This window comes from Micromonospora sp. NPDC005299, assembly GCF_042872345.1.
In the GTDB taxonomy this organism is placed as follows: Bacteria; Actinomycetota; Actinomycetes; order Mycobacteriales; family Micromonosporaceae; genus Micromonospora.
Map to the genome: position 1 here is coordinate 46,446 of NZ_JBIAKG010000008.1, position 16,715 is coordinate 63,160.

At 72.7% G+C, this 16,715-nt stretch carries 19 protein-coding genes and 3 pseudogenes; 17 read left to right on the top strand and 5 right to left on the bottom strand.

All coding sequences use genetic code 11. From position 1 onward, the window contains the following. Positions 1-18 precede the first annotated feature (18 nt). The 8 genes and pseudogenes from rsfS to ACFYPD_RS22370 all read left to right on the top strand — a co-directional run bounded on the left by rsfS (position 19) and on the right by ACFYPD_RS22370 (position 3,779). Positions 19-423, top strand: a complete 405-nt coding sequence (gene rsfS, locus ACFYPD_RS22335) for a ribosome silencing factor (RefSeq protein ID WP_387116630.1) — start codon at positions 19-21, stop codon at positions 421-423. Further along, positions 420-1,049 (top strand): histidine phosphatase family protein, encoded by a 630-nt coding sequence (locus ACFYPD_RS22340; protein ID WP_387116632.1) that lies wholly within the window; start codon positions 420-422, stop codon positions 1,047-1,049. Before rsfS ends, ACFYPD_RS22340 begins: the two co-directional genes overlap by 4 nt. 48 nt (positions 1,050-1,097) lie before the next feature. Further along, a complete protein-coding gene (locus tag ACFYPD_RS22345) occupies positions 1,098-1,949 on the top strand; it encodes a DegV family protein (protein ID WP_387116635.1) in 852 nt (283 codons plus the stop codon). Further along, complete coding sequence (locus ACFYPD_RS22350) at positions 1,946-2,233, top strand: hypothetical protein (protein WP_387116638.1); 288 nt, start codon at positions 1,946-1,948, stop codon at positions 2,231-2,233. The genes ACFYPD_RS22345 and ACFYPD_RS22350 overlap by 4 nt, the downstream gene beginning before the upstream one ends. Continuing rightward, complete coding sequence (locus tag ACFYPD_RS22355) at positions 2,230-3,015, top strand: SDR family NAD(P)-dependent oxidoreductase (protein ID WP_387116641.1); 786 nt, start codon at positions 2,230-2,232, stop codon at positions 3,013-3,015. The genes ACFYPD_RS22350 and ACFYPD_RS22355 overlap by 4 nt, the downstream gene beginning before the upstream one ends. A 68-nt stretch (positions 3,016-3,083) precedes the next feature. Further along, a complete protein-coding gene (locus tag ACFYPD_RS22360) occupies positions 3,084-3,251 on the top strand; it encodes a hypothetical protein (protein WP_387117336.1) in 168 nt (55 codons plus the stop codon). After that, positions 3,214-3,522, top strand: a pseudogene (locus tag ACFYPD_RS22365) (alpha/beta fold hydrolase); the annotation flags it as partial. The gene ACFYPD_RS22360 and the pseudogene ACFYPD_RS22365, both read left to right, overlap by 38 nt. Before the next feature lie 26 nt (positions 3,523-3,548). Next, complete coding sequence (locus ACFYPD_RS22370; RefSeq protein WP_387116644.1) at positions 3,549-3,779, top strand: alpha/beta fold hydrolase; 231 nt, start codon at positions 3,549-3,551, stop codon at positions 3,777-3,779. Here the strand turns inward: ACFYPD_RS22370 and ACFYPD_RS22375 are convergent. The 3 genes and pseudogenes from ACFYPD_RS22375 to ACFYPD_RS22385 all read right to left on the bottom strand — a co-directional run bounded on the left by ACFYPD_RS22375 (position 3,776) and on the right by ACFYPD_RS22385 (position 6,271). Next, on the bottom strand, positions 3,776-4,459 hold the full coding sequence (locus tag ACFYPD_RS22375; RefSeq protein WP_387117339.1) for a class I SAM-dependent methyltransferase: 684 nt from the start codon (positions 4,457-4,459) through the stop codon (positions 3,776-3,778). The genes ACFYPD_RS22370 and ACFYPD_RS22375 overlap by 4 nt on opposite strands. A 390-nt stretch (positions 4,460-4,849) precedes the next feature. Continuing rightward, the gene (locus ACFYPD_RS22380; protein WP_387116647.1) at positions 4,850-5,104 is read right to left on the bottom strand and encodes a hypothetical protein; all 255 of its coding nucleotides are present in this window, start codon (positions 5,102-5,104) and stop codon (positions 4,850-4,852) included. A 549-nt stretch (positions 5,105-5,653) separates the two neighbouring features. Then, positions 5,654-6,271, bottom strand: a pseudogene (locus ACFYPD_RS22385) (ComEC/Rec2 family competence protein). A 119-nt stretch (positions 6,272-6,390) separates the two neighbouring features. Between ACFYPD_RS22385 and ACFYPD_RS22390 the strand changes: the two are divergent. The 5 genes and pseudogenes from ACFYPD_RS22390 to ACFYPD_RS22410 all read left to right on the top strand — a co-directional run bounded on the left by ACFYPD_RS22390 (position 6,391) and on the right by ACFYPD_RS22410 (position 11,191). Beyond that, complete coding sequence (locus ACFYPD_RS22390) at positions 6,391-6,957, top strand: DUF2637 domain-containing protein (RefSeq protein WP_387116650.1); 567 nt, start codon at positions 6,391-6,393, stop codon at positions 6,955-6,957. 416 nt (positions 6,958-7,373) lie between these two features. Next, positions 7,374-8,294: pseudogene (locus ACFYPD_RS22395) on the top strand (ComEC/Rec2 family competence protein); the annotation flags it as partial. A 450-nt stretch (positions 8,295-8,744) separates the two neighbouring features. Then, positions 8,745-9,302: a hypothetical protein gene (locus ACFYPD_RS22400; RefSeq protein WP_387116653.1), complete on the top strand. Its 558-nt coding sequence runs from the start codon at positions 8,745-8,747 to the stop codon at positions 9,300-9,302. Positions 9,303-9,740: 438 nt separating this feature from the next. Further along, positions 9,741-10,721: a DNA polymerase III subunit delta gene (holA, locus tag ACFYPD_RS22405; RefSeq protein WP_387116656.1), complete on the top strand. Its 981-nt coding sequence runs from the start codon at positions 9,741-9,743 to the stop codon at positions 10,719-10,721. Continuing rightward, the gene (locus ACFYPD_RS22410) at positions 10,718-11,191 is read left to right on the top strand and encodes a hypothetical protein (protein WP_387116658.1); all 474 of its coding nucleotides are present in this window, start codon (positions 10,718-10,720) and stop codon (positions 11,189-11,191) included. Before holA ends, ACFYPD_RS22410 begins: the two co-directional genes overlap by 4 nt. A gap of 222 nt (positions 11,192-11,413) precedes the next feature. Here ACFYPD_RS22410 and rpsT read toward each other — a convergent pair whose 3' ends face one another. Then, complete coding sequence (gene rpsT / locus ACFYPD_RS22415; RefSeq protein WP_151464914.1) at positions 11,414-11,680, bottom strand: 30S ribosomal protein S20; 267 nt, start codon at positions 11,678-11,680, stop codon at positions 11,414-11,416. 252 nt (positions 11,681-11,932) lie between these two features. Beyond that, complete coding sequence (locus ACFYPD_RS22420; RefSeq protein WP_387116661.1) at positions 11,933-12,913, bottom strand: phosphotransferase family protein; 981 nt, start codon at positions 12,911-12,913, stop codon at positions 11,933-11,935. A gap of 53 nt (positions 12,914-12,966) precedes the next feature. Between ACFYPD_RS22420 and ACFYPD_RS22425 the strand changes: the two genes are divergently transcribed. The 4 genes from ACFYPD_RS22425 to ACFYPD_RS22440 all read left to right on the top strand — a co-directional run bounded on the left by ACFYPD_RS22425 (position 12,967) and on the right by ACFYPD_RS22440 (position 16,594). Then, entirely contained in the window at positions 12,967-13,503 is a 537-nt protein-coding gene (locus ACFYPD_RS22425; RefSeq protein ID WP_387116664.1) for a DUF4240 domain-containing protein, read from the top strand. Between the two features lie 108 nt (positions 13,504-13,611). Next, positions 13,612-15,489 (top strand): translation elongation factor 4, encoded by a 1,878-nt coding sequence (lepA, locus tag ACFYPD_RS22430; protein WP_387116667.1) that lies wholly within the window; start codon positions 13,612-13,614, stop codon positions 15,487-15,489. Positions 15,490-15,748: 259 nt separating this feature from the next. Next, on the top strand, positions 15,749-16,036 hold the full coding sequence (locus ACFYPD_RS22435; RefSeq protein WP_151464918.1) for a GlsB/YeaQ/YmgE family stress response membrane protein: 288 nt from the start codon (positions 15,749-15,751) through the stop codon (positions 16,034-16,036). Between the two features lie 273 nt (positions 16,037-16,309). After that, the gene (locus ACFYPD_RS22440) at positions 16,310-16,594 is read left to right on the top strand and encodes a GlsB/YeaQ/YmgE family stress response membrane protein (RefSeq protein ID WP_387116670.1); all 285 of its coding nucleotides are present in this window, start codon (positions 16,310-16,312) and stop codon (positions 16,592-16,594) included. The last annotated feature ends 121 nt before the right edge of the window (positions 16,595-16,715 follow it).

Sequence of the window (16,715 nt, forward strand, 5' to 3'; positions counted from 1 at the left end):
TTGGATCGAAGGAGAACGGTGACAGTTTCCGAACGCGCTCACGAGCTGGCGATGGCCGCCGCCCAGGCCGCGGCCGACAAGAAGGCGCAGGACATCGTCATCATCGACGTGGGCGACCAGCTCGCGATCACCGACGCGTTCCTGCTGGCCGCCGCTCCGAACGAGCGTCAGGTGCTCGCCATCGTCGACGCCATCGAGGAGCGCCTGCTGGAGCTGCCGGAGAAGGCCAAGCCGGTCCGCCGCGAGGGCGAGCGGGCTGGCCGCTGGGTGCTGCTCGACTACGTCGACATCGTGGTCCACGTGCAGCACACCGAGGAGCGCGAGTTCTACGCCCTCGACCGGCTCTGGAAGGACTGCCCGCAGATCCCGTTCGTGGACCGGGACCTCGCCGACTCGGCCGCCCGCAGCGCCGGCGCGGAATGACCCGACTGATCATCTGGCGGCACGGCAACACCGACTGGAACGCCGCCGGCCGGGTCCAGGGGCAGACCGACGTGCCGCTCAACGACCTCGGCCGGGAGCAGGCCCGGGTCGCCGCCCCCGTGCTGGCCGCGCTGCGCCCCGACGCCATCGTCGCCAGTGACCTGCGCCGGGCCGCCGACACCGCCGCCGCGCTCGCCGCGCTGACCGGGCTGCCGGTCCGCTCCGACGCCCGGCTGCGCGAGCGGGACTTCGGCCAGTGGCAGGGCCTCGCCCTCGCCGAGGTCGCCGAGCGCTTCCCCGACGAGTACGCCCGCTGGCGGGCCGGCGAACCCGACCCCGGCGCGGGCATCGAGAGCCTCGACGACCTGGGCAAGCGGCTCGGCGCCGCCTTCCAGGAGGCGGCCGACCTGGCCGCCGGCGGCACCGTGGTGGTGACCACACACGGCGGCGGCGCCCGGCAGGGCGTCGGCCACCTGCTCGGCTGGGACCACGCCGTGCTGCGCAGCGTCGGATCGCTGGCCAACTGCCACTGGACCGAGCTGCGTCACGACGACGTCCGGGGCTGGCACCTGCGGGCGCACAACGTCGGGCTGATCACCCAGCCCGCGCTCACCGACGCGGTCTGAGCCGTTCGGCCCCGGCGCGTCGCCGTGACATCGGCTAGCGTGCCGGGCATGCCCGTCGCGGTCGTCACCGACTCCACCGCCTACCTGCCGCCCGAGATGGTCCGCGCGCACCGGCTCACCGTCGTCCCGCTGACCGTCGTGCTCAACGGCGTTGAAGGGCTGGAAGGCATCGAGACGTTCCCGGAGGACGCCACCCGCGTGCTCAGCGGCCGGCGGGTCACGGTGAGCACCTCGCGGCCCGCCCCGGAACAGTTCGCGCAGGTCTACCGGGAGCTGCTCGCCGCCGGCGCCGACGGGGTCGTCTCGGTGCACCTCTCCGCCGAACTCTCCGGCACCGTCGAGGCCGCCCGGCTGGCCGCCACCGAAGTCGGCGACGACCGGGTCACCGTGGTCGACAGCCGCTCCACCGGGATGGGCCTGGGCTTCCCCGTGCTCGCCGCCGCCGCGGCCGCCGCGCAGGGCGCGGACCTCACCGGGGTACGCCAGGCGACGCTCGACGCCGTCGACCGCACCACCATCTACTTCTACGTCGACACGCTGGAATTCCTCCGCCGGGGCGGCCGGATCAACGCGGCCGAGGCGCTGCTCGGCACCGCCCTCTCGGTCAAGCCGATCATGCACATGCCGGACGGCGCGATCGTCGTGCGGGACAAGGTCCGCACCGCCAGCCGGGGCATCGCGCGCCTGGTCGACCTGGCCGTCGAGGCGGCCGGCGACGCCCAGGTCGACCTCGCCGTGCACCACCTCGCCGCGCCGCAGCGCGCCGAACAGTTGCTGGCGGCGCTGACCGAGCGGCTGGGCGACCGGCTGCACGACACGTACGTCTCCGAGGCCGGGGCGGTGATCGCCGCCCACGCCGGCCCGGGCCTGGCGTGCGTCGTCCTCCACCGGCGCCCATGATCGCGTTCGCTGCCGTGGCCGCCGCCCTGGTCGCCGTGATCGTCGCGTTCGCTGCCGTGGGCGCCGGGCTGGTCGGCGTGGCGGGTGCCGTGGTCGCCGCCGTGCTGCGGGGTCGGCGCCAGCCGGGCGGGGTGGGCGAGTCCGTGGCCCTGGTGTGCCGCCCCTTCGCCGATCTGGCGGGGACATCGGCTGGTCGGCAAGCCCCGGTGATCCGATCGTGGAGAGTTTCCGTTCCTGTCGAACGACAACTCGCCAAGATTGCCGGGCCTCGGGTGGTCGGATGACCGTACGGTCCTACGTGGTCACCGGGGGCGGCCGGGGCATCGGGCGGTCGATCGTCGAGCGGCTGGCCGCCGACGGCGGCACGGTGGTCGTGGTCGAGCGGGACGAGGCCGCGCTGGACTGGTTGGCCGGGCACCCGGCCGCCGACCGGCTGTGCCCCGTGCTCGGTGACGCCGCCGACCAGGAGGTCACCGAGCGGGCCGCCGACCTCGCCGAGGCGGCCGCCCCGCTGGCCGGCTGGGTCAACAACGCCGCCGTGTTCCGGGACGCCGCCCTGCACCGCGCGCCGGCGGGGGAGGTGTTCGACCTGATCGCCGCCAACCTGCGCCCCGCCGTGGTCGGCGCCGGCACCGCCGTACGCCGGTTCCTGGCCGCCGGCGCCGGCGGCGCGATCGTCAACGTCTCCTCCCACCAGGCCCGCCGGGCGGTGCCGGGCGCCCTGCCGTACGCCACCGCCAAGGCCGCCGTCGAGGGGCTGACCCGGGCGCTGGCCGTGGACTACGGCGGCTCGGGGATCCGCACCAACGCGGTCGCGCTCGGCTCGATCCACACCGAGCGGCACACCGCCTTCCTGGCCGGCCTGGATCCGGGCGAGGCGGGCCGCGTCGAGGCGGAGCTGGCCCGGCTGCACCCGGTGGGCCGGATCGGGCGTACCGGTGAGGTAGCCGAGGTGGTCGCCTTCCTGCTGTCGGCGGGAGCGGCCTTCGTCAACGGGGTGACCCTGCCGGTCGACGGGGGCCGGGCGGCGCTCGGCCCGGACCCGGAGGCCCGGTCGATGGGGTGAGGCCGGGCGGCGCTCGGCCTTGACCCGGCGGCAGGCTGGGCAGTGTGGATCGTCCCGCGATCGTCCTGGTGCACGGCACCCGCTTCGCCCGCGGCCAGTGGCAGCCGCAACTGCCCGCCCTCGCCGCCGAGTTCCCGGTCGCGGCCGTCGACCTGCCCGGGCACGGCAGCCGCGGCCGAACCCTGGAGCCTCGACCGGGCCGCCGACGTCGTGGCGGAGGCGGTCCGCGACCTTGACGCCGGCCCGGCGCTGGTTGTGGGGCACTCACTCGGCGGGTACGTCTCGCTGCACTTCGCCCGCCGGCACCCGGACCTGCTGGCCGGGCTGGTGCTGATGGGCGCGAGCGTGGCCACCGACGGGCCGCTGGCCGTGCCGTACCGGCTGGTGCGTCGCTGGTCGCCCGCCTGCCGGCCGCCCGGCTCACCCGCTGGAACGACCGGCTGCTGCGCCGCCTCTACCCGCCCGAGGTCGTCGACGCCACCATCGCCGACGGGTACGCCTTCCACACCCTCCCGGTCGCCTGGCGGGACGTCATGGGCCGGTTCGACGCGTCGAGCCTGGCGGCGGTGCGCGCCCCGGTGCTCATCCTCAACGGGGAGCGGGACCGGCTGTTCCGCTCGGGCGAGCGACAGTTCGGCGCCGCCCGCCCCGGCACCTGCATCGAGGTGATCCCGGGCGCCGCGCACCTGGCCAACTTCGACAACCCGGTGGCGGTCACCGACGCCGTACGCCGCTTCGCCCGGGAGTTGTCCCCGGCCCGCTAGCAGGTCGTTCCTGGCGGTGAGCCAGGCAGGTTGTCGGCTCCCCGCTGTTCGGGGTCTGAGCGGTGCAGCGTCAGCGATTGGAACCGGTGGCCGCCGCCGACGTCCACGGGGTGGAAGTCCACGACGTCGAACGACGCGGCGGCGAAGGCGAGCAGTTGCTCGTCGGTGCGGAAGGAGAAGAAGCGCGGTGGCTTGTGATTGTCGTCGCTGATGGGACCTTCGGCGCTCTCGTTGCCTCCGTACACGCCGACGAAGAACAACCCGCCGGGGCGCAGGACCGCCCGGATCGCCGCCAGGACCGCGGGCAGGTCGTGGTTGGGCACGTGCAGCAGGCAGTTCATCGCGAACACCGCGTCGAACGAGCTGGCCGGGAAGTCCAGTTGCAGGAAGTCCATGACGTGGGCCTCGATGCCCTTGGCCCGGCAGTGCTCGACCATCACGGTCGAGAGGTCAGCCGCGACGACGGCGAAGCCCTCCTGCTGGAAGTAGGCGCTGTCCTGTCCGGTGCCGGCACCAATCTCCAGCAGCCGCGCACCCGGCGCCAGCCGGTCACGGAACGCCTGCCGTTCCGCTACCTTCCACGGCTCCTTGGTGAGCGCCTCACGCCACGCCGCGTGCGAGTCGTACGCCTCACGTAGCGGGCTGAGCACCTCGGCGTACCGGATCGTCATGTCGATCATTATCGGCGACCCGGGGCGGTCACGATGTCCCACCGCGACGGCTTCGCCCCACCGGAGGATGCCCGGCGCGGCCGGGAACGGCGCGGTCAGGTCGTACAGCGCGTCCCACGGGCCCGTCTCGGCCAGGTTGCGCGCCTGCTGCTCCCCGTCGCCGTTCGCGTGCGGGCACTGGATCGCGTTGCCCGCGTCCCTGGCCGGCGCGTGGTCCCCGAGCACGCCGTGACCCGCGACCAGGACGGAGCCCTAACTGGCACCCGCTGAGAGAGTTGACAATGTTGGTGAAGCTGGCTGAGGTGCGGCGAGCAAGGCTGTGGGCATCCGGAGTACTCGATCAGCGCATAAAGGGACCCCAGTGGGTGGCCGCTGGGGTCCTACTTGCTGGGCTGTTTGTCAGTCGCGCCTACGGAACCTGTCGGGCCATCCGATGAACCGCGTGTAGAGGGCGGCCACGTCAACCTCGTTGGGGTTGAGCTTGGTGAGGTCCTCGCAGGCGTCGTAGAGCATCGACCCGAGGTAGACGCATAGCGCGGTGCGGTCCTGGGCGTACTCGGCTTTCAGGGACAGTCGAGCGTTAGCGCACGGCCAGGGGTCGGCGCAGACTCGACACAGCCACAGGGGGCGTAGCGGCAGGTGGTCTCTAGGCATGCCTGCCGCCGTTCGCTCTGTACGCCTGCCCTCGGGTGAGCAGGTTTCCCGTCCAAAGGATCTGCGTCGGTTCGTTCCAGCGTGGCGGCTCGATCCGTGCGGGCGGCCTGGGGATCGGCTCGACGGGCACGGCCTGGTGCTTGTCAGGGCACGTCTTCCACCTCAGCCCGCAGGAACAGTCACGGCGGAACCAGCGCCGCCACAGGCGCCGATGAACAGGAGCAAGCGGTATCGGTTTGAGGACCCTCCGTATGGGCATGCTCCGACTCTCGCCGAGGCGTTGACGACTCGTCAACCCCTTCGGGCGGCCCTTGTTGACGAGTCGTAAAGGGCCCTTGCTGGATGGTCTGGATCGATGACCGAGGACGTTATGGCGATGGCCGAGATTGCGGCTTTCCTCGGTGTGTCCAGGCAGCGCGCTAACACGCTCGCTGACCGTGCAGACTTCCCTGATCCGATCGCTCACCTGACGGTGGGCAGGGTGTGGGCTACGGCCGACATCCGAGCCTGGGCTGAGAAGCGACGCCGGGAACTTGAGGGCGAAGCCGGCTAGATCAAGCCCTGAGCTGCGGAAACGTCTAGCACCTGTCTAACTGACGTTCTCCGGATCGGACGTCGCCATCGTGGTCGGGGCGGCGCTGCTGCTGGCCCGGTAGGCCTGGGCCGGTCCCCCGGACGGACGCCGGGCTCTGCGTGGCCCTGGTCGGTTGCGTCATCCTGGTCCGCCGAGTGTGGTGCGGGCCGCGGTGATGGGTGCGATCGGGCTGGCCGCGCTCGCCGCCGGCCGGCGCCGCAGGCGGCGAATTCGGCACCCACCGGCCAGACCGGCGATACCACCGCGGCGGCCACCCCGAGCACGGTGGCAGGCGCGACGGTCGGCACGGCCAGCAGGTTCGCCAGCACCGCGACCAGACTCACCGTCCCCGAGAGACCGGCGATCACCGGACCGCAGGCGAGCTGCGCGGCGGCCGGCACGGCCAGGGCCTCGGCCAGCCCGGCCTACGCCCCGGCGGGCAGCGCGTCCCGCCAATCGGGGGCGAGCAGCAACAGCCCGCCGGTGGCGCACACAGACAGCGTGAACCTGGCGTCGCCGGCCAGCTCGGAGTCGACCAGCACCAGCACGGTGACCGCGGCGGCGAGCGCGGGCAGCACGCCGCGGCGGCGCATGGCCAGCCGGGCTGGCTGGCCTGGGCCGACGCGGTCGTCCTAGAGCCGGCGTCGATCGCCGCTGGTCTGGAACTGCGCCGCAACCGGCGCCGGGCAAGAGCGTCGCCTGGCCAGCTGCCGTGCTGACAGTGGCGGTGTTCCTCTCCCTCGCGGCCCAGGTCGTGGAGGCGGACGCGTCCGTGATCGGCTGGGTTGCCGCCGCGCTGCCGGCGCTCGGCTTCCTGACGATGGTGAAGATCGCTCTCGGCCGCGCCGAGGTCCGCCCCAGCCGACCGCAATGCCCGGCCGATGGGACCGAGCCAGGACCGCCGCTGACCGTTGACGCGCCGGTCTCGGACACCAGAGCGCCGGTCCCCGGACCGCCGCTGCGGGCCTCCGCGGTCCGGGACTTCGCGACCACGGTCCCCGCCGCCCCGGACCAAGACCCGACGGTCCCGGACCGCCGCCGCAGCGGCCCGCCGGGCTGGGACCGAGGCCCGAAGGTCGCTGCGCTGGTCCCGGCCGTCCGGACCGCCGCCCGCGCCCTCGCCGCCGGGGGAACCCCGCTGTCCCGCAACGCCCTCGCCCGACAGCTACGCGCGGACGGGCACCAACTGTCCAACGCCACCGCCTCCGCGCTCGTGCGCGTCCTACGCGCCGAGACCACCCCGCCCGCATCGGACCTGTCACCGTGGGAGGCCCCGTGACAGAGCCCGACGCGCGATGTCTATCAGACCGAGCCGCTGCTGTCAGACCAGCGTGCGCGTCGGTCAGGAAGGCCGCGAGCTGACAGAACCTGACCAGACCTGTCAAGGCGCTCCCGCCCGCCGCAGCGGCTGCGCGTCTGACGCCTACCCGCACCCCTGGCCGAGGAGCAACAATGATGACGTCCCCGTACAGGGATCACCACCAGCGCCGCCGGCTCGACTCACACACCTCTCACGGACCGTAAGATCTGATGTGGCCGGCCGTGTAGGTGTCCGTCTTGATCTCCGTTGCACCGTCCGCCTTGATACCGATCCCCAAACCGACCCCCCGTACTCGCTGACAGCCCAGGTCAGGCCCGCTGTCAGCGGCGCCGACCGGTTCCAGACACACCCTCGTGCGTGGGGTGTCCCCCAGGGGCCGCCTGCTGCTGGCGGCCGTCAGCGTGGCGCTGCTCGTGGCCGTGCGACGGCCGGTGATCCGGCGGCTGGTCGCGGTCGTCGTGGTCGCCGTGGTGCTCGGCACGCTGCCCGTCCGGCTGCTCGCGGCCGGCTGGCCCCCGCGGGGCTGGGTGGTGGTGGCGTGCGCGGTGGGGCAGGGGGACGCCGTGGTGCTGCCGGTCGCGGCCGGTCGGGCGGTGGTGGTCGACGCCGGCCCCGATCTGTCCGGCGTGGACGGGTGCCTGCGCCGGCTCGGCGTACGCGAGGTGTCGCTGCTGGTGGTCAGCCACTTCCACGCCGACCACGTGGGCGGGATCGCGGGGGTGTTCCGGGGCCGGCGGGTGGCGGCGGTGGCGACCCCGCAGTGGATCGAGCCGCCCTACGGCGTCGCCCAGGTACGCGACGCGGCCCGCGGGGGCGGGAGCGTGCTGTCGCCGGTGCCGGCGGGCTGGCGCTGGCGAGCCGGGGCGGTGGATCTGGCCGCGATCGGGCCGCCGTACCCGCTGCGTGGCAGCCGGTCGGACCCGAACAACAACTCGCTGGTACTGGCCGCCACGGTGCACGGGGTGCGGATCCTGCTGCCCGGCGACGCCGAGACCGAGGAGCAGCGGGCACTCCTGGAGACGGTGCCGGCCGCCGCGATCCGGGCCGACGTGCTGAAGGTGGCCCACCACGGTTCGGCGTACCAGGATCCGGAGTTCCTCGCCGCGGTCCGCCCGGCGGTCGCGCTGGTCTGCGTGGGCACCGACAACGACTACGGGCACCCCAACCCGGGCCTGCTGGACCGGCTGAACCGGGCCGGAGCGCGCGTGCTGCGCACCGACACCGACGGCGACGTGGCGGCCGTCCACAGCGGCGCCGGACTGGCGGTGGTGGCCCGGCGGAATAGCCACCGGTAAGACATGCCGACGGCCGTGCCGAATTCCCCGCCGCGCGGATTGCCGCCAAGCAGGAACTCGGCTCCGCACGACCTGGGTCACGGACACGTCCGTGTCCGGCACCCGGTGGAGAGGATGGACAAGGTCGCCCACGAGTTGGTCAGGCACCTGGACAACTGCGTGGACGAGTACCGCAGACCGCCCCGGACAAGCTCGTGTCCGGGCGTTCTGCTGTCCAGGGTGTCCGCGCTCGAACACGTGTCGCGCGATCGACCGGCTCATCCGCGCCGGGGGTCAACCTCTGACCCGGCAGGGACGGTGGCCGCCCCGTGGTCGGCAAGTACCTGGCTGGCCGTTCGCCCACCCCTGCCTGACCGGCCACAACAACAGTCACATACCCGACAACCCGTAGTCCCGGCGAAGGGTCCCGACCAGCATCGACACGCCAACACCACGTGGGGAGCACTACACATGACCGACCCGTACCCGACGCAGCAGCCGCAGCAGCCCTACCAGCAGGGCAGCCCCGGCTACCCGCCGCAGCAATACCAGCCCGACTACCAGCCCGACGCCACCGGGCAGCCGCAGCCCACCGGATACGACACCACCCCGATCAAGCGCAGCCGCAAGCCGCTCATCGTCGCCCTCGGCGCCGCCCTCGCCGTGCTGCTGCTCGCCACCGGCGGCCTCGCCGTCTATGAGGGCTTCATCAAGGAAGACTCCGGCGTCGCCGCCTGCAAGGCGATGCGCGACGGCAAGACAATCGCCGCGGACGACAAGTCCGGCAGCGACGACAAGATGACCGAGGCCGAATACCGGGAGGTGCGGGAGTTGTTCGAGGACTCCCGGCACGAGAAGCTCCGGGAGCACGGCACCGCGCTGGTCGACATCGTGTGGCAGGTGTCGAACCTCCCGGAGGGTGAGGAGATGGGGGCGCTAGCGTTCATCGGCCCGATGGGCACTCACGTGGCCGGGTTGCAGACGGCGTGCGCCGATCAGGGCGTCATCGTCAACCTGAACAAGAAGTAGCCCGGGCAGCGGAAAGCCGCCCCCCTTTCGAGGTGGGCGGCTTCGTCGTGCTGGCAGTTGCCCGAGTCGCGCTCCGGGATTGATGCCCTCCTGGTGGACTTCGACAACTCCTGACCAATGGTCAGCAGCACCTTGATCCCGGCAACCTTGAGCAGATGGTCAATGGTCAGCCTGCCTGCCGTTCGCTGTCGATGGCCTCGGTCAGCGCATCCGCAGCCTCGTGCCGCCACTCACAGCGGCGCCGGGCTGGCGGTGGTGGCCCGGGGGACCGGTCCGGGGCGGCGACGGTGAGACCGGTTCGGGAAACACCCCGACGATCGAGGGGGCTTGTTGGTATAGCTGCTAGATCGACTCGAATGTCGGGATTTGCGCTGACTGCGGGCTGTGCCGTCACAGTCCTCGATGAGCAGGCACGATCGGGTCGGAGGCCGTGCGAATATGGGCGACGTGACCCCCGCCAGCCTGCCCCCTATTCTGCTCGTTCTCGGCGACGAGGAGCTGCTCGCCACGCGAGCCGTCTCCGAAGCCGTCGCCCGGGCCCGCAGCACCGACCCGAACGTGGACGTCCGGGAATACCAGGCCGGCTCGCTGGCGGTGGGGGAGATCGCCGAGATGCTCAGCCCGTCGCTGTTCGGCGGGCGCCGGGTGCTCGTGCTCCGGTCCGGTCAGGACGCCCGCAAGGACCTGGTCACCGCCCTGCTGGGGTACGCGAAGAACCCGGACCCGGAGGTGCAGCTCGTGGTGCTGCACCTGGGCGGGGCCAAGGGCAAGGCGTTCGCCGACGGGCTGCGGGCCGCGGGCGCGACCGTGGTGCCGGCGGCGAAGCTCAAGGGCCACCGGGAGCGGGTCGCCTTTGTCCGGGACGAGTTCCGCCGTCTCGGCGGGAAGTGCACCGAGGACGCGGCCGAGGCGCTGATCGCGGCCGTCGGCACCGACCTGCGTGAGCTGGCCGCCGCGTGCTCCCAGCTCGTCGCCGACACCGACGGGCGGATCGGGGCGGACACCGTGTCCCGCTACTACCGGGGGCGGGTCGAGGTGACCGGCTTCACGGTGGCCGACGCGACAATGGTCGGCGACGTCCCCGGCGCCCTGGAGGCGCTGCGCTGGGCGCTGCACGTCGGTGTCGACCCGGTGCCGATCGCCGACGCGCTCGCCGACGGGGTGCGGACGGTGGCCCGGGCCGCCTCGGCCGGGCGGGGCAGCCCCTACCAGCTGGCGAGCAGCCTGGGCATGCCGGCGTGGAAGATCGAGCGGGCCCAGCGGCAGGGTCGGGGCTGGACGCCGGAGGGCCTCGTGGAGGCCATGCGGGCCGCCGCCGAGTGCAACGCCGCGGTCAAGGGCGGCGCCGACGACCGGGCGTACGCGTTGGAGCGGGCGGTGTTCTCCGTGGCCGCGGCGCGGCAGGGTGGCGGCCGGTGACCCGAACGTGGTCGACGGTCCCGACGGACGAGGAGCGGTACCGGCCGCTCTACGCCCGGGTCCTCGGGCTACGTTTCGTCAACCCGGGCGGCGTGCTCTGCTTCCTCTTCTTCGAGGGCGCAGTGGCGCTGGCCGTGCTGCTCGCCCTCGCCGAGCTGGTGACCTGGTGGGCGGTGCTGGTGCTGCCGGCGGCGGTGGCGGCCATGGTGAAGCTCAACGACATGGTCGCCGAGGTGGTGATCCGCAGCGCGGCGCAGGTCCCGGAGCAGGAGCGGGACCGCTTCCGCCGGCAGATGGAGCCGGTGGTCGGGCGGGCGAGCGTGCCGTCCACGGCCCGGGCGCTGCCGGGCGGGGTGGCCTTGGCCGGCGACCCGACGCTCCGCGCGGCCCGGCCCGCCGAACCGCCGCTGGGTCGCCCCGTCGAGGGGCAGCGCTGGCCGGACCCGGCTCAGCACGACCCCTACCGCTGACTCGCCCCGGCCGTCGCCGCCGGGCCGGCGACCGGTCAGGCCGGCAGGGCTGGCGGGTATCGCGGCGGCGGGCCACGAGGTCATGCCGGCAGCCGACGACCGGAGAACCGGGCCGGGCGGTGGTAACGAGGTGGCGCCGGCGGCCGGCTGCGGGAACGCAGACGACCGGAAGCCCCGGGGCGGTAACCCCGGGGCTTCCGGTGAGGTCTTCTACGGCGTTCGTCAGGCCGAGAACGAGGCGACGCGCTGGGCGATCGCCGACTTCCGGTTGGCCGCCTGGTTGGCGTGGATGACACCCTTGCTGGCAGCCTTGTCCAGCTTGCGGGTGGCCTCACGCATGAGGGTGGTGGCCTTCTCGGTGTCGCCCGCCTCGGCAGCCTCGTTGAACTTCCGGATGGCGGTCTTCAGCGACGACTTGACCGACTTGTTACGCAGCCGGCGCTTCTCGTTCTGCCGGTTGCGCTTGATCTGGGACTTGATGTTCGCCACGCGACAGCCTCGTCTTGATAGCTCGGGTTGGTCTGCTTGCATGCACGACGGACATGCGTCATCGCCGCGCGAAAAGCCAGGTTACCAGGTCGCCCGGCGGCGGGCCAAAACGCCTCCGGTGCCCCAGGCCGTCCGGCCTGCTCAGCCCGGCCCGGCGGCCCCGGCTGAGCCGCGAACACGCCGGCCCCGATCCTCCGCCGTCACCGCGGGCGCGGCGTCCGGCGGCGGGAATCTGCTCCGCCGGGAGCACGCTCAGGTCCAGCCCTGGCGGGCGGCGAGCCAGCCGAGCGCCTGCTCGCCGCTCCAGCGTTGGTGCGCCCGGATGTGCGGGGAGGCCGTGGACGGGCCGGCGGCGGCGCTGGTGAGGAAGTAACCGGAGAGTGCGGCGAGGGTCACGTCCAGCGCGTCGGCGGGGGCGCTCGCCGACACCGGGTGGCCGGCGAAGGTGGCGTCCGCGTCGAGGCCGCTGGCGTACCCGGTGATCAGCAGGCTGACCAGGTCGAACCAGGCCGGCCCGCGGCAGATCCAGTTCCAGTCGCAGATCCAGGCCCGGCCGGCGGCGTCCAGCAGCAGGTTGTCCACCCGCAGGTCGCCGTGGGCCAGGCCGGGGGCGGCGTCGGCGTAACCGGGGAGGCGGGCCTCCAGCGCGGCCAGCTCGGGCAGCGGGGCCCAGGGCGGCAGCCCCGGTGCCGGTTCCCGGCCGGCGGCCACCTCGCCCCACCAGAGGATGTCGTCCCGGGCCAGGTCGGCGAGGCGCGGGAGCCCGAGTGCGACGAGGTCCGCGGGCGGCGCGGCGAGCGCGGCGGCCACCTCGGCGTACGCGGTGAGGGCGGCGTCCAGCTCGGCCGGGTCCCAGGGCAGCCGGGGCGTGTGCCCGTCGATCGCGTCCAGGGCGAGCGCGTACCAGCCGGCCTCGGTGAGCGCCCAGCGCGGGCGGGGGACCGGCAGGCCGGCGGGGAGCCGGGCCAGGACGGCGGCCTCGTGGGCGTACCAGTCGACCAGGTGCCGCTGCTCGGCCAGCGCCGCCGCCTTGACAAAGACCGGCTCGCCGGCCGGGCCGGTGAGGACGGCGGCGAAGCCGCGGGTGAAGCCCGCCCCGGCCGGGCGAACCGTCACCGGGGACCCGCCGAGCCGGGCGGCCAGCGCGTCGCGCAGCCCGGCCGGCAGCGCGGCCCAGTCCGGCCGGTCGGCGGTGGCGTCGTACGGCACCGGGGGCAGGGAAATCGCGGGCACCCGACCATGCTGCCGCACGGGGACGTCAGTGCGCTCTGCCAGACTGCGAGGCCATGAGGACCGACGAGTTCTGGCAGTTGATCGACAGCGCCCGGGCCGGGGGCGGGGGCGAGCCCGCGGCGGTCGCCGCCCGCGCGGTCGCCCTGCTGGCCGAGCGGGATCCGGAGGAGATCGTCGGGTACGCCCAGCACCAGCAGCGGGTGCTCGCCGCGTCCTACAAGGTCGACCTCTGGGGCGCGGCGTACCTGATCAACGGGGGCGCCTCGGACGACGGCTTCGAGTATTTCCGGGGCTGGCTGATGACCCAGGGCCGGGCGGTGTTCGCCCGGGCGGTCGCCGACCCGGACTCGCTGGCCGAGCTGCCGCAGGTCCGGGCCGCCGCGCTCAGCGGCGAGGAGTTCGAGTGCGAGGACATGCTGGCGGTGCCGTGGGAGGCGTACCGGAAGGCCACCGCGGCCGAGTTGCCGGCGGACCGGGACCCGGTCCGGGCGCCGGACCTGAACGACTTCTGGGACTTCGACGACGAGGACGAGGCGCGGCGGCACCTGCCGAAGCTCGCCGCACTCTTCGTCGAGCCGCCGGAGGAGTGACGCCGGAGGAGTGACGGGGGAGCACCGGCGCGCCCCGGGCGACGTGGGAGCATAGAGGGGGCCGGCGCGCGCCGGCCCGCTCACGTCAGCCGACCAGAACGGACCGCTGTGCCACCGACGCTCGATCCCGGCGCGAACGCTCCTGGTGCCACCGACCCGGCGCGCATCAGGAACTTCTGCATCATCGCTCACATCGACCACGGGAAGTCGACCCTGGCCGACCGGATGCTGCAGCTCACCGGCGTGGTCGACCCCCGGCAGATGCGCGCCCAGTATCTCGACCGGATGGACATCGAGCGCGAGCGCGGCATCACCATCAAGAGTCAGGCCGTCCGGATGCCGTGGACGATCCGCGAAGGCGACCGGGCCGGCGAGTCCGCCGTGCTCAACATGATCGACACCCCGGGCCACGTGGACTTCACCTACGAGGTGTCCCGGTCCCTGGCGGCCTGCGAGGGCGCCATCCTGCTGGTCGACGCCGCGCAGGGCATCGAGGCGCAGACGCTGGCCAACCTTTACCTGGCGCTCGAGAACGACCTGCACATCATCCCGGTGCTCAACAAGATCGACCTGCCGGCCGCCCAGCCCGAGAAGTACGCCGAGGAGCTGGCCCACCTGATCGGCGGCGACCCGGCGGACTGCATCCGGGTCTCCGGCAAGACCGGTGAGGGCGTGCCGTACCTGCTCGACGAGATCGTCCGGCAGTTCGTTCCGCCGGTCGGCAAGGCCGACGCCCCGGCCCGCGCCATGATCTTCGACTCGGTCTACGACGTCTACCGGGGCGTGGTCACCTACGTCCGGGTGATCGACGGGCTGATCAGCGCCCGGGACCGGATCAAGATGATGTCCACCGGCGCCGTACACGAGCTGCTGGAGATCGGCGTCATCTCCCCGGAGATGGTGAAGGCCGACGCGCTCGGGGTCGGCGAGGTGGGCTACCTGATCACCGGCGTGAAGGACGTCCGCCAGTCCCGCGTCGGCGACACGGTCACCATCAACGGCAATCCGGCCAAGGAGGCGCTCGGCGGCTACAAGGACCCGAAGCCGATGGTCTACTCCGGCCTCTACCCGATCGACGGGTCCGACTACCCCAACCTGCGTGAGGCGCTGGACAAGCTCAAGCTCAACGACGCCGCCCTGGTGTACGAGCCGGAGACCTCGGGCGCGCTGGGCTTCGGCTTCCGCTGCGGCTTCCTCGGCCTGCTGCACCTGGAGATCATCCGGGAGCGGTTGGAGCGGGAGTTCAACCTCGACCTCATCTCCACCGCGCCGAACGTGGTCTACCGCGCCATGCAGGAGGACGGCGAGGAGATCGTGGTCACCAACCCGAGCGAATACCCGACCGGCAAGATCGCCGAGGTGTACGAGCCGACCGTGCGGGCCACCGTGCTCACCCCGAACGACTACGTCGGCGCGGTGATGGAGCTGTGCCAGGGCCGCCGGGGCAGCCTGCTCGGCATGGACTACCTCTCCGCCGACCGGGTGGAGATGCGCTACACGCTCCCGCTGGCCGAGATCATCTACGACTTCTTCGACCAGCTCAAGAGCCGCACCAAGGGCTACGCCTCGCTGGACTACGAGACCTCCGGCGAGCAGGCGTCCGACCTGGTCAAGGTCGACATCCTGCTGCACGGCGAGCCGGTGGACGCGTTCAGCGCGATCGTGCACAAGGACAAGGCGTACAACTACGGCACCACGATCGCGGCGAAGCTGCGCACGCTGATCCCGCGCCAGCAGTTCGAGGTGCCCATCCAGGCGGCCATCGGCAGCCGGGTGATCGCCCGGGAGACCATCCGCGCCATCCGCAAGGACGTGCTCGCCAAGTGCTACGGCGGTGACATCAGCCGGAAGCGCAAGCTGCTGGAGAAGCAGAAGGAGGGCAAGAAGCGGATGAAGATGGTGGGCCGGGTGGAGGTCCCCCAGGAGGCCTTCATCGCCGCGCTCTCCTCCGACTCCGGCGACGGCAAGCCCGCCGGCAAGAAGTAACGCCCTCCGCGCCCGACGGCCGGCTCCCCGCCTTGCGCGGAGTGCCGGCCGTTTCGCGTATCCCGAAGATTTTTGCCGCGACGGCGGACCGGCCGGAACCGCTCCCACCTGGGAAATCCCCGGCAGGCCGGAACCGACGCGCGGTGGTCCGGCGGGCGGCGCGGGGAGTGAGTCGGTTTGGTTTTTTGGCGGGTCGGGAACTTACCGGTCACGACAGGAACCACACAGACCGTGTGAAACTTCTTAGAAGGAGAAGACCGTGGACCTCACCGTCTGGGGCATCATCACCGCGCTCGTCGTTGGTCTGATCGTCGGCGCGCTGGGCCGCCTGGTCGTTCCGGGCCGCCAGAACATGCCGATGTGGCTGCACATGCTGATCGGCGTCGGCGCCGCGCTGCTGGGCACCGTCCTGGCCCGCGCGCTCGGCATCGCCACCGAGACCTCCGGTATCGACTGGATGGAGCTGCTGGTCCAGGTCGTGCTGGCCGCCATCGCCGTGGCCCTGGTGGCCGGCGTGGGGCGCCGTCGCAGCGTCTCGCGCTACTGACGCACCCCCGAAGCGCCTCAGCGGGCGCCCGACCGACCGGTCGGGCGCCCGCTGGCGTGCGCGCCCACGAATGGGCATTGAACGCGGTCAGCCGCGAATGGCCGCGCCAGCGGCTTTCCCCGCGCCCGGATCCGACCGGGAAATCCCAGGTCAGAGCCGTTCGGAGCAATTCGTCACGGGAGTCGGTTTGGATTTTCGGCGGGTCGGGAACTTAGCGGTCACGACAGGAACCACACGACACCGTGTGACTCATTCAGAAGAAGGAGGGCGACCGTGGAGCTCACCGTTTGGGGCATCATCACCGCGCTCATCGTTGGTCTGATCGTTGGCGCTCTGGGCCGCCTGGTCGTCCCGGGCCGCCAGAACATGCCGATGTGGCTGCACATGCTGATCGGCGTCGGCGCCGCGCTGCTGGGCACGATCGTCGCCCGGGCGTCGGGCTTCGCCGACACCGCCGGCATCGACTGGCGGGAGCTGCTGCTGCAGGTTCTGTTCGCCGCCATCGCCGTGGCCGTGGTGGCCGGCGTGGGGCGCCGCCGCGGCGTCTCGCGCTACTGACCCCCATCCCCCGAAGCGCGCCAGCGGGCGCCCGACCGACCGGTCGGGCGCCCGCTTCCGTCTCCCCCTGAGCTGCCCGGACGGCACCCCTGCCGCCCGGGCCTCCGGCTGCGATACGGTC

Coding starts and splice junctions, on each gene's coding strand:
- ACFYPD_RS22370 (WP_387116644.1), top strand. CDS start 3,549: ATGGGCCGGTTCGACGCGTCGAGCCTGGCGGCGGTGCGCGCCCCGGTG.
- ACFYPD_RS22340 (WP_387116632.1), top strand. CDS start 420: ATGACCCGACTGATCATCTGGCGGCACGGCAACACCGACTGGAACGCC.
- holA (WP_387116656.1), top strand. CDS start 9,741: ATGGGCGACGTGACCCCCGCCAGCCTGCCCCCTATTCTGCTCGTTCTC.
- ACFYPD_RS22350 (WP_387116638.1), top strand. CDS start 1,946: ATGATCGCGTTCGCTGCCGTGGCCGCCGCCCTGGTCGCCGTGATCGTC.
- ACFYPD_RS22355 (WP_387116641.1), top strand. CDS start 2,230: ATGACCGTACGGTCCTACGTGGTCACCGGGGGCGGCCGGGGCATCGGG.
- ACFYPD_RS22345 (WP_387116635.1), top strand. CDS start 1,098: ATGCCCGTCGCGGTCGTCACCGACTCCACCGCCTACCTGCCGCCCGAG.
- ACFYPD_RS22425 (WP_387116664.1), top strand. CDS start 12,967: ATGAGGACCGACGAGTTCTGGCAGTTGATCGACAGCGCCCGGGCCGGG.
- ACFYPD_RS22400 (WP_387116653.1), top strand. CDS start 8,745: ATGACCGACCCGTACCCGACGCAGCAGCCGCAGCAGCCCTACCAGCAG.
- ACFYPD_RS22375 (WP_387117339.1), bottom strand. CDS start 4,459: ATGATCGACATGACGATCCGGTACGCCGAGGTGCTCAGCCCGCTACGT.
- ACFYPD_RS22380 (WP_387116647.1), bottom strand. CDS start 5,104: ATGCCTAGAGACCACCTGCCGCTACGCCCCCTGTGGCTGTGTCGAGTC.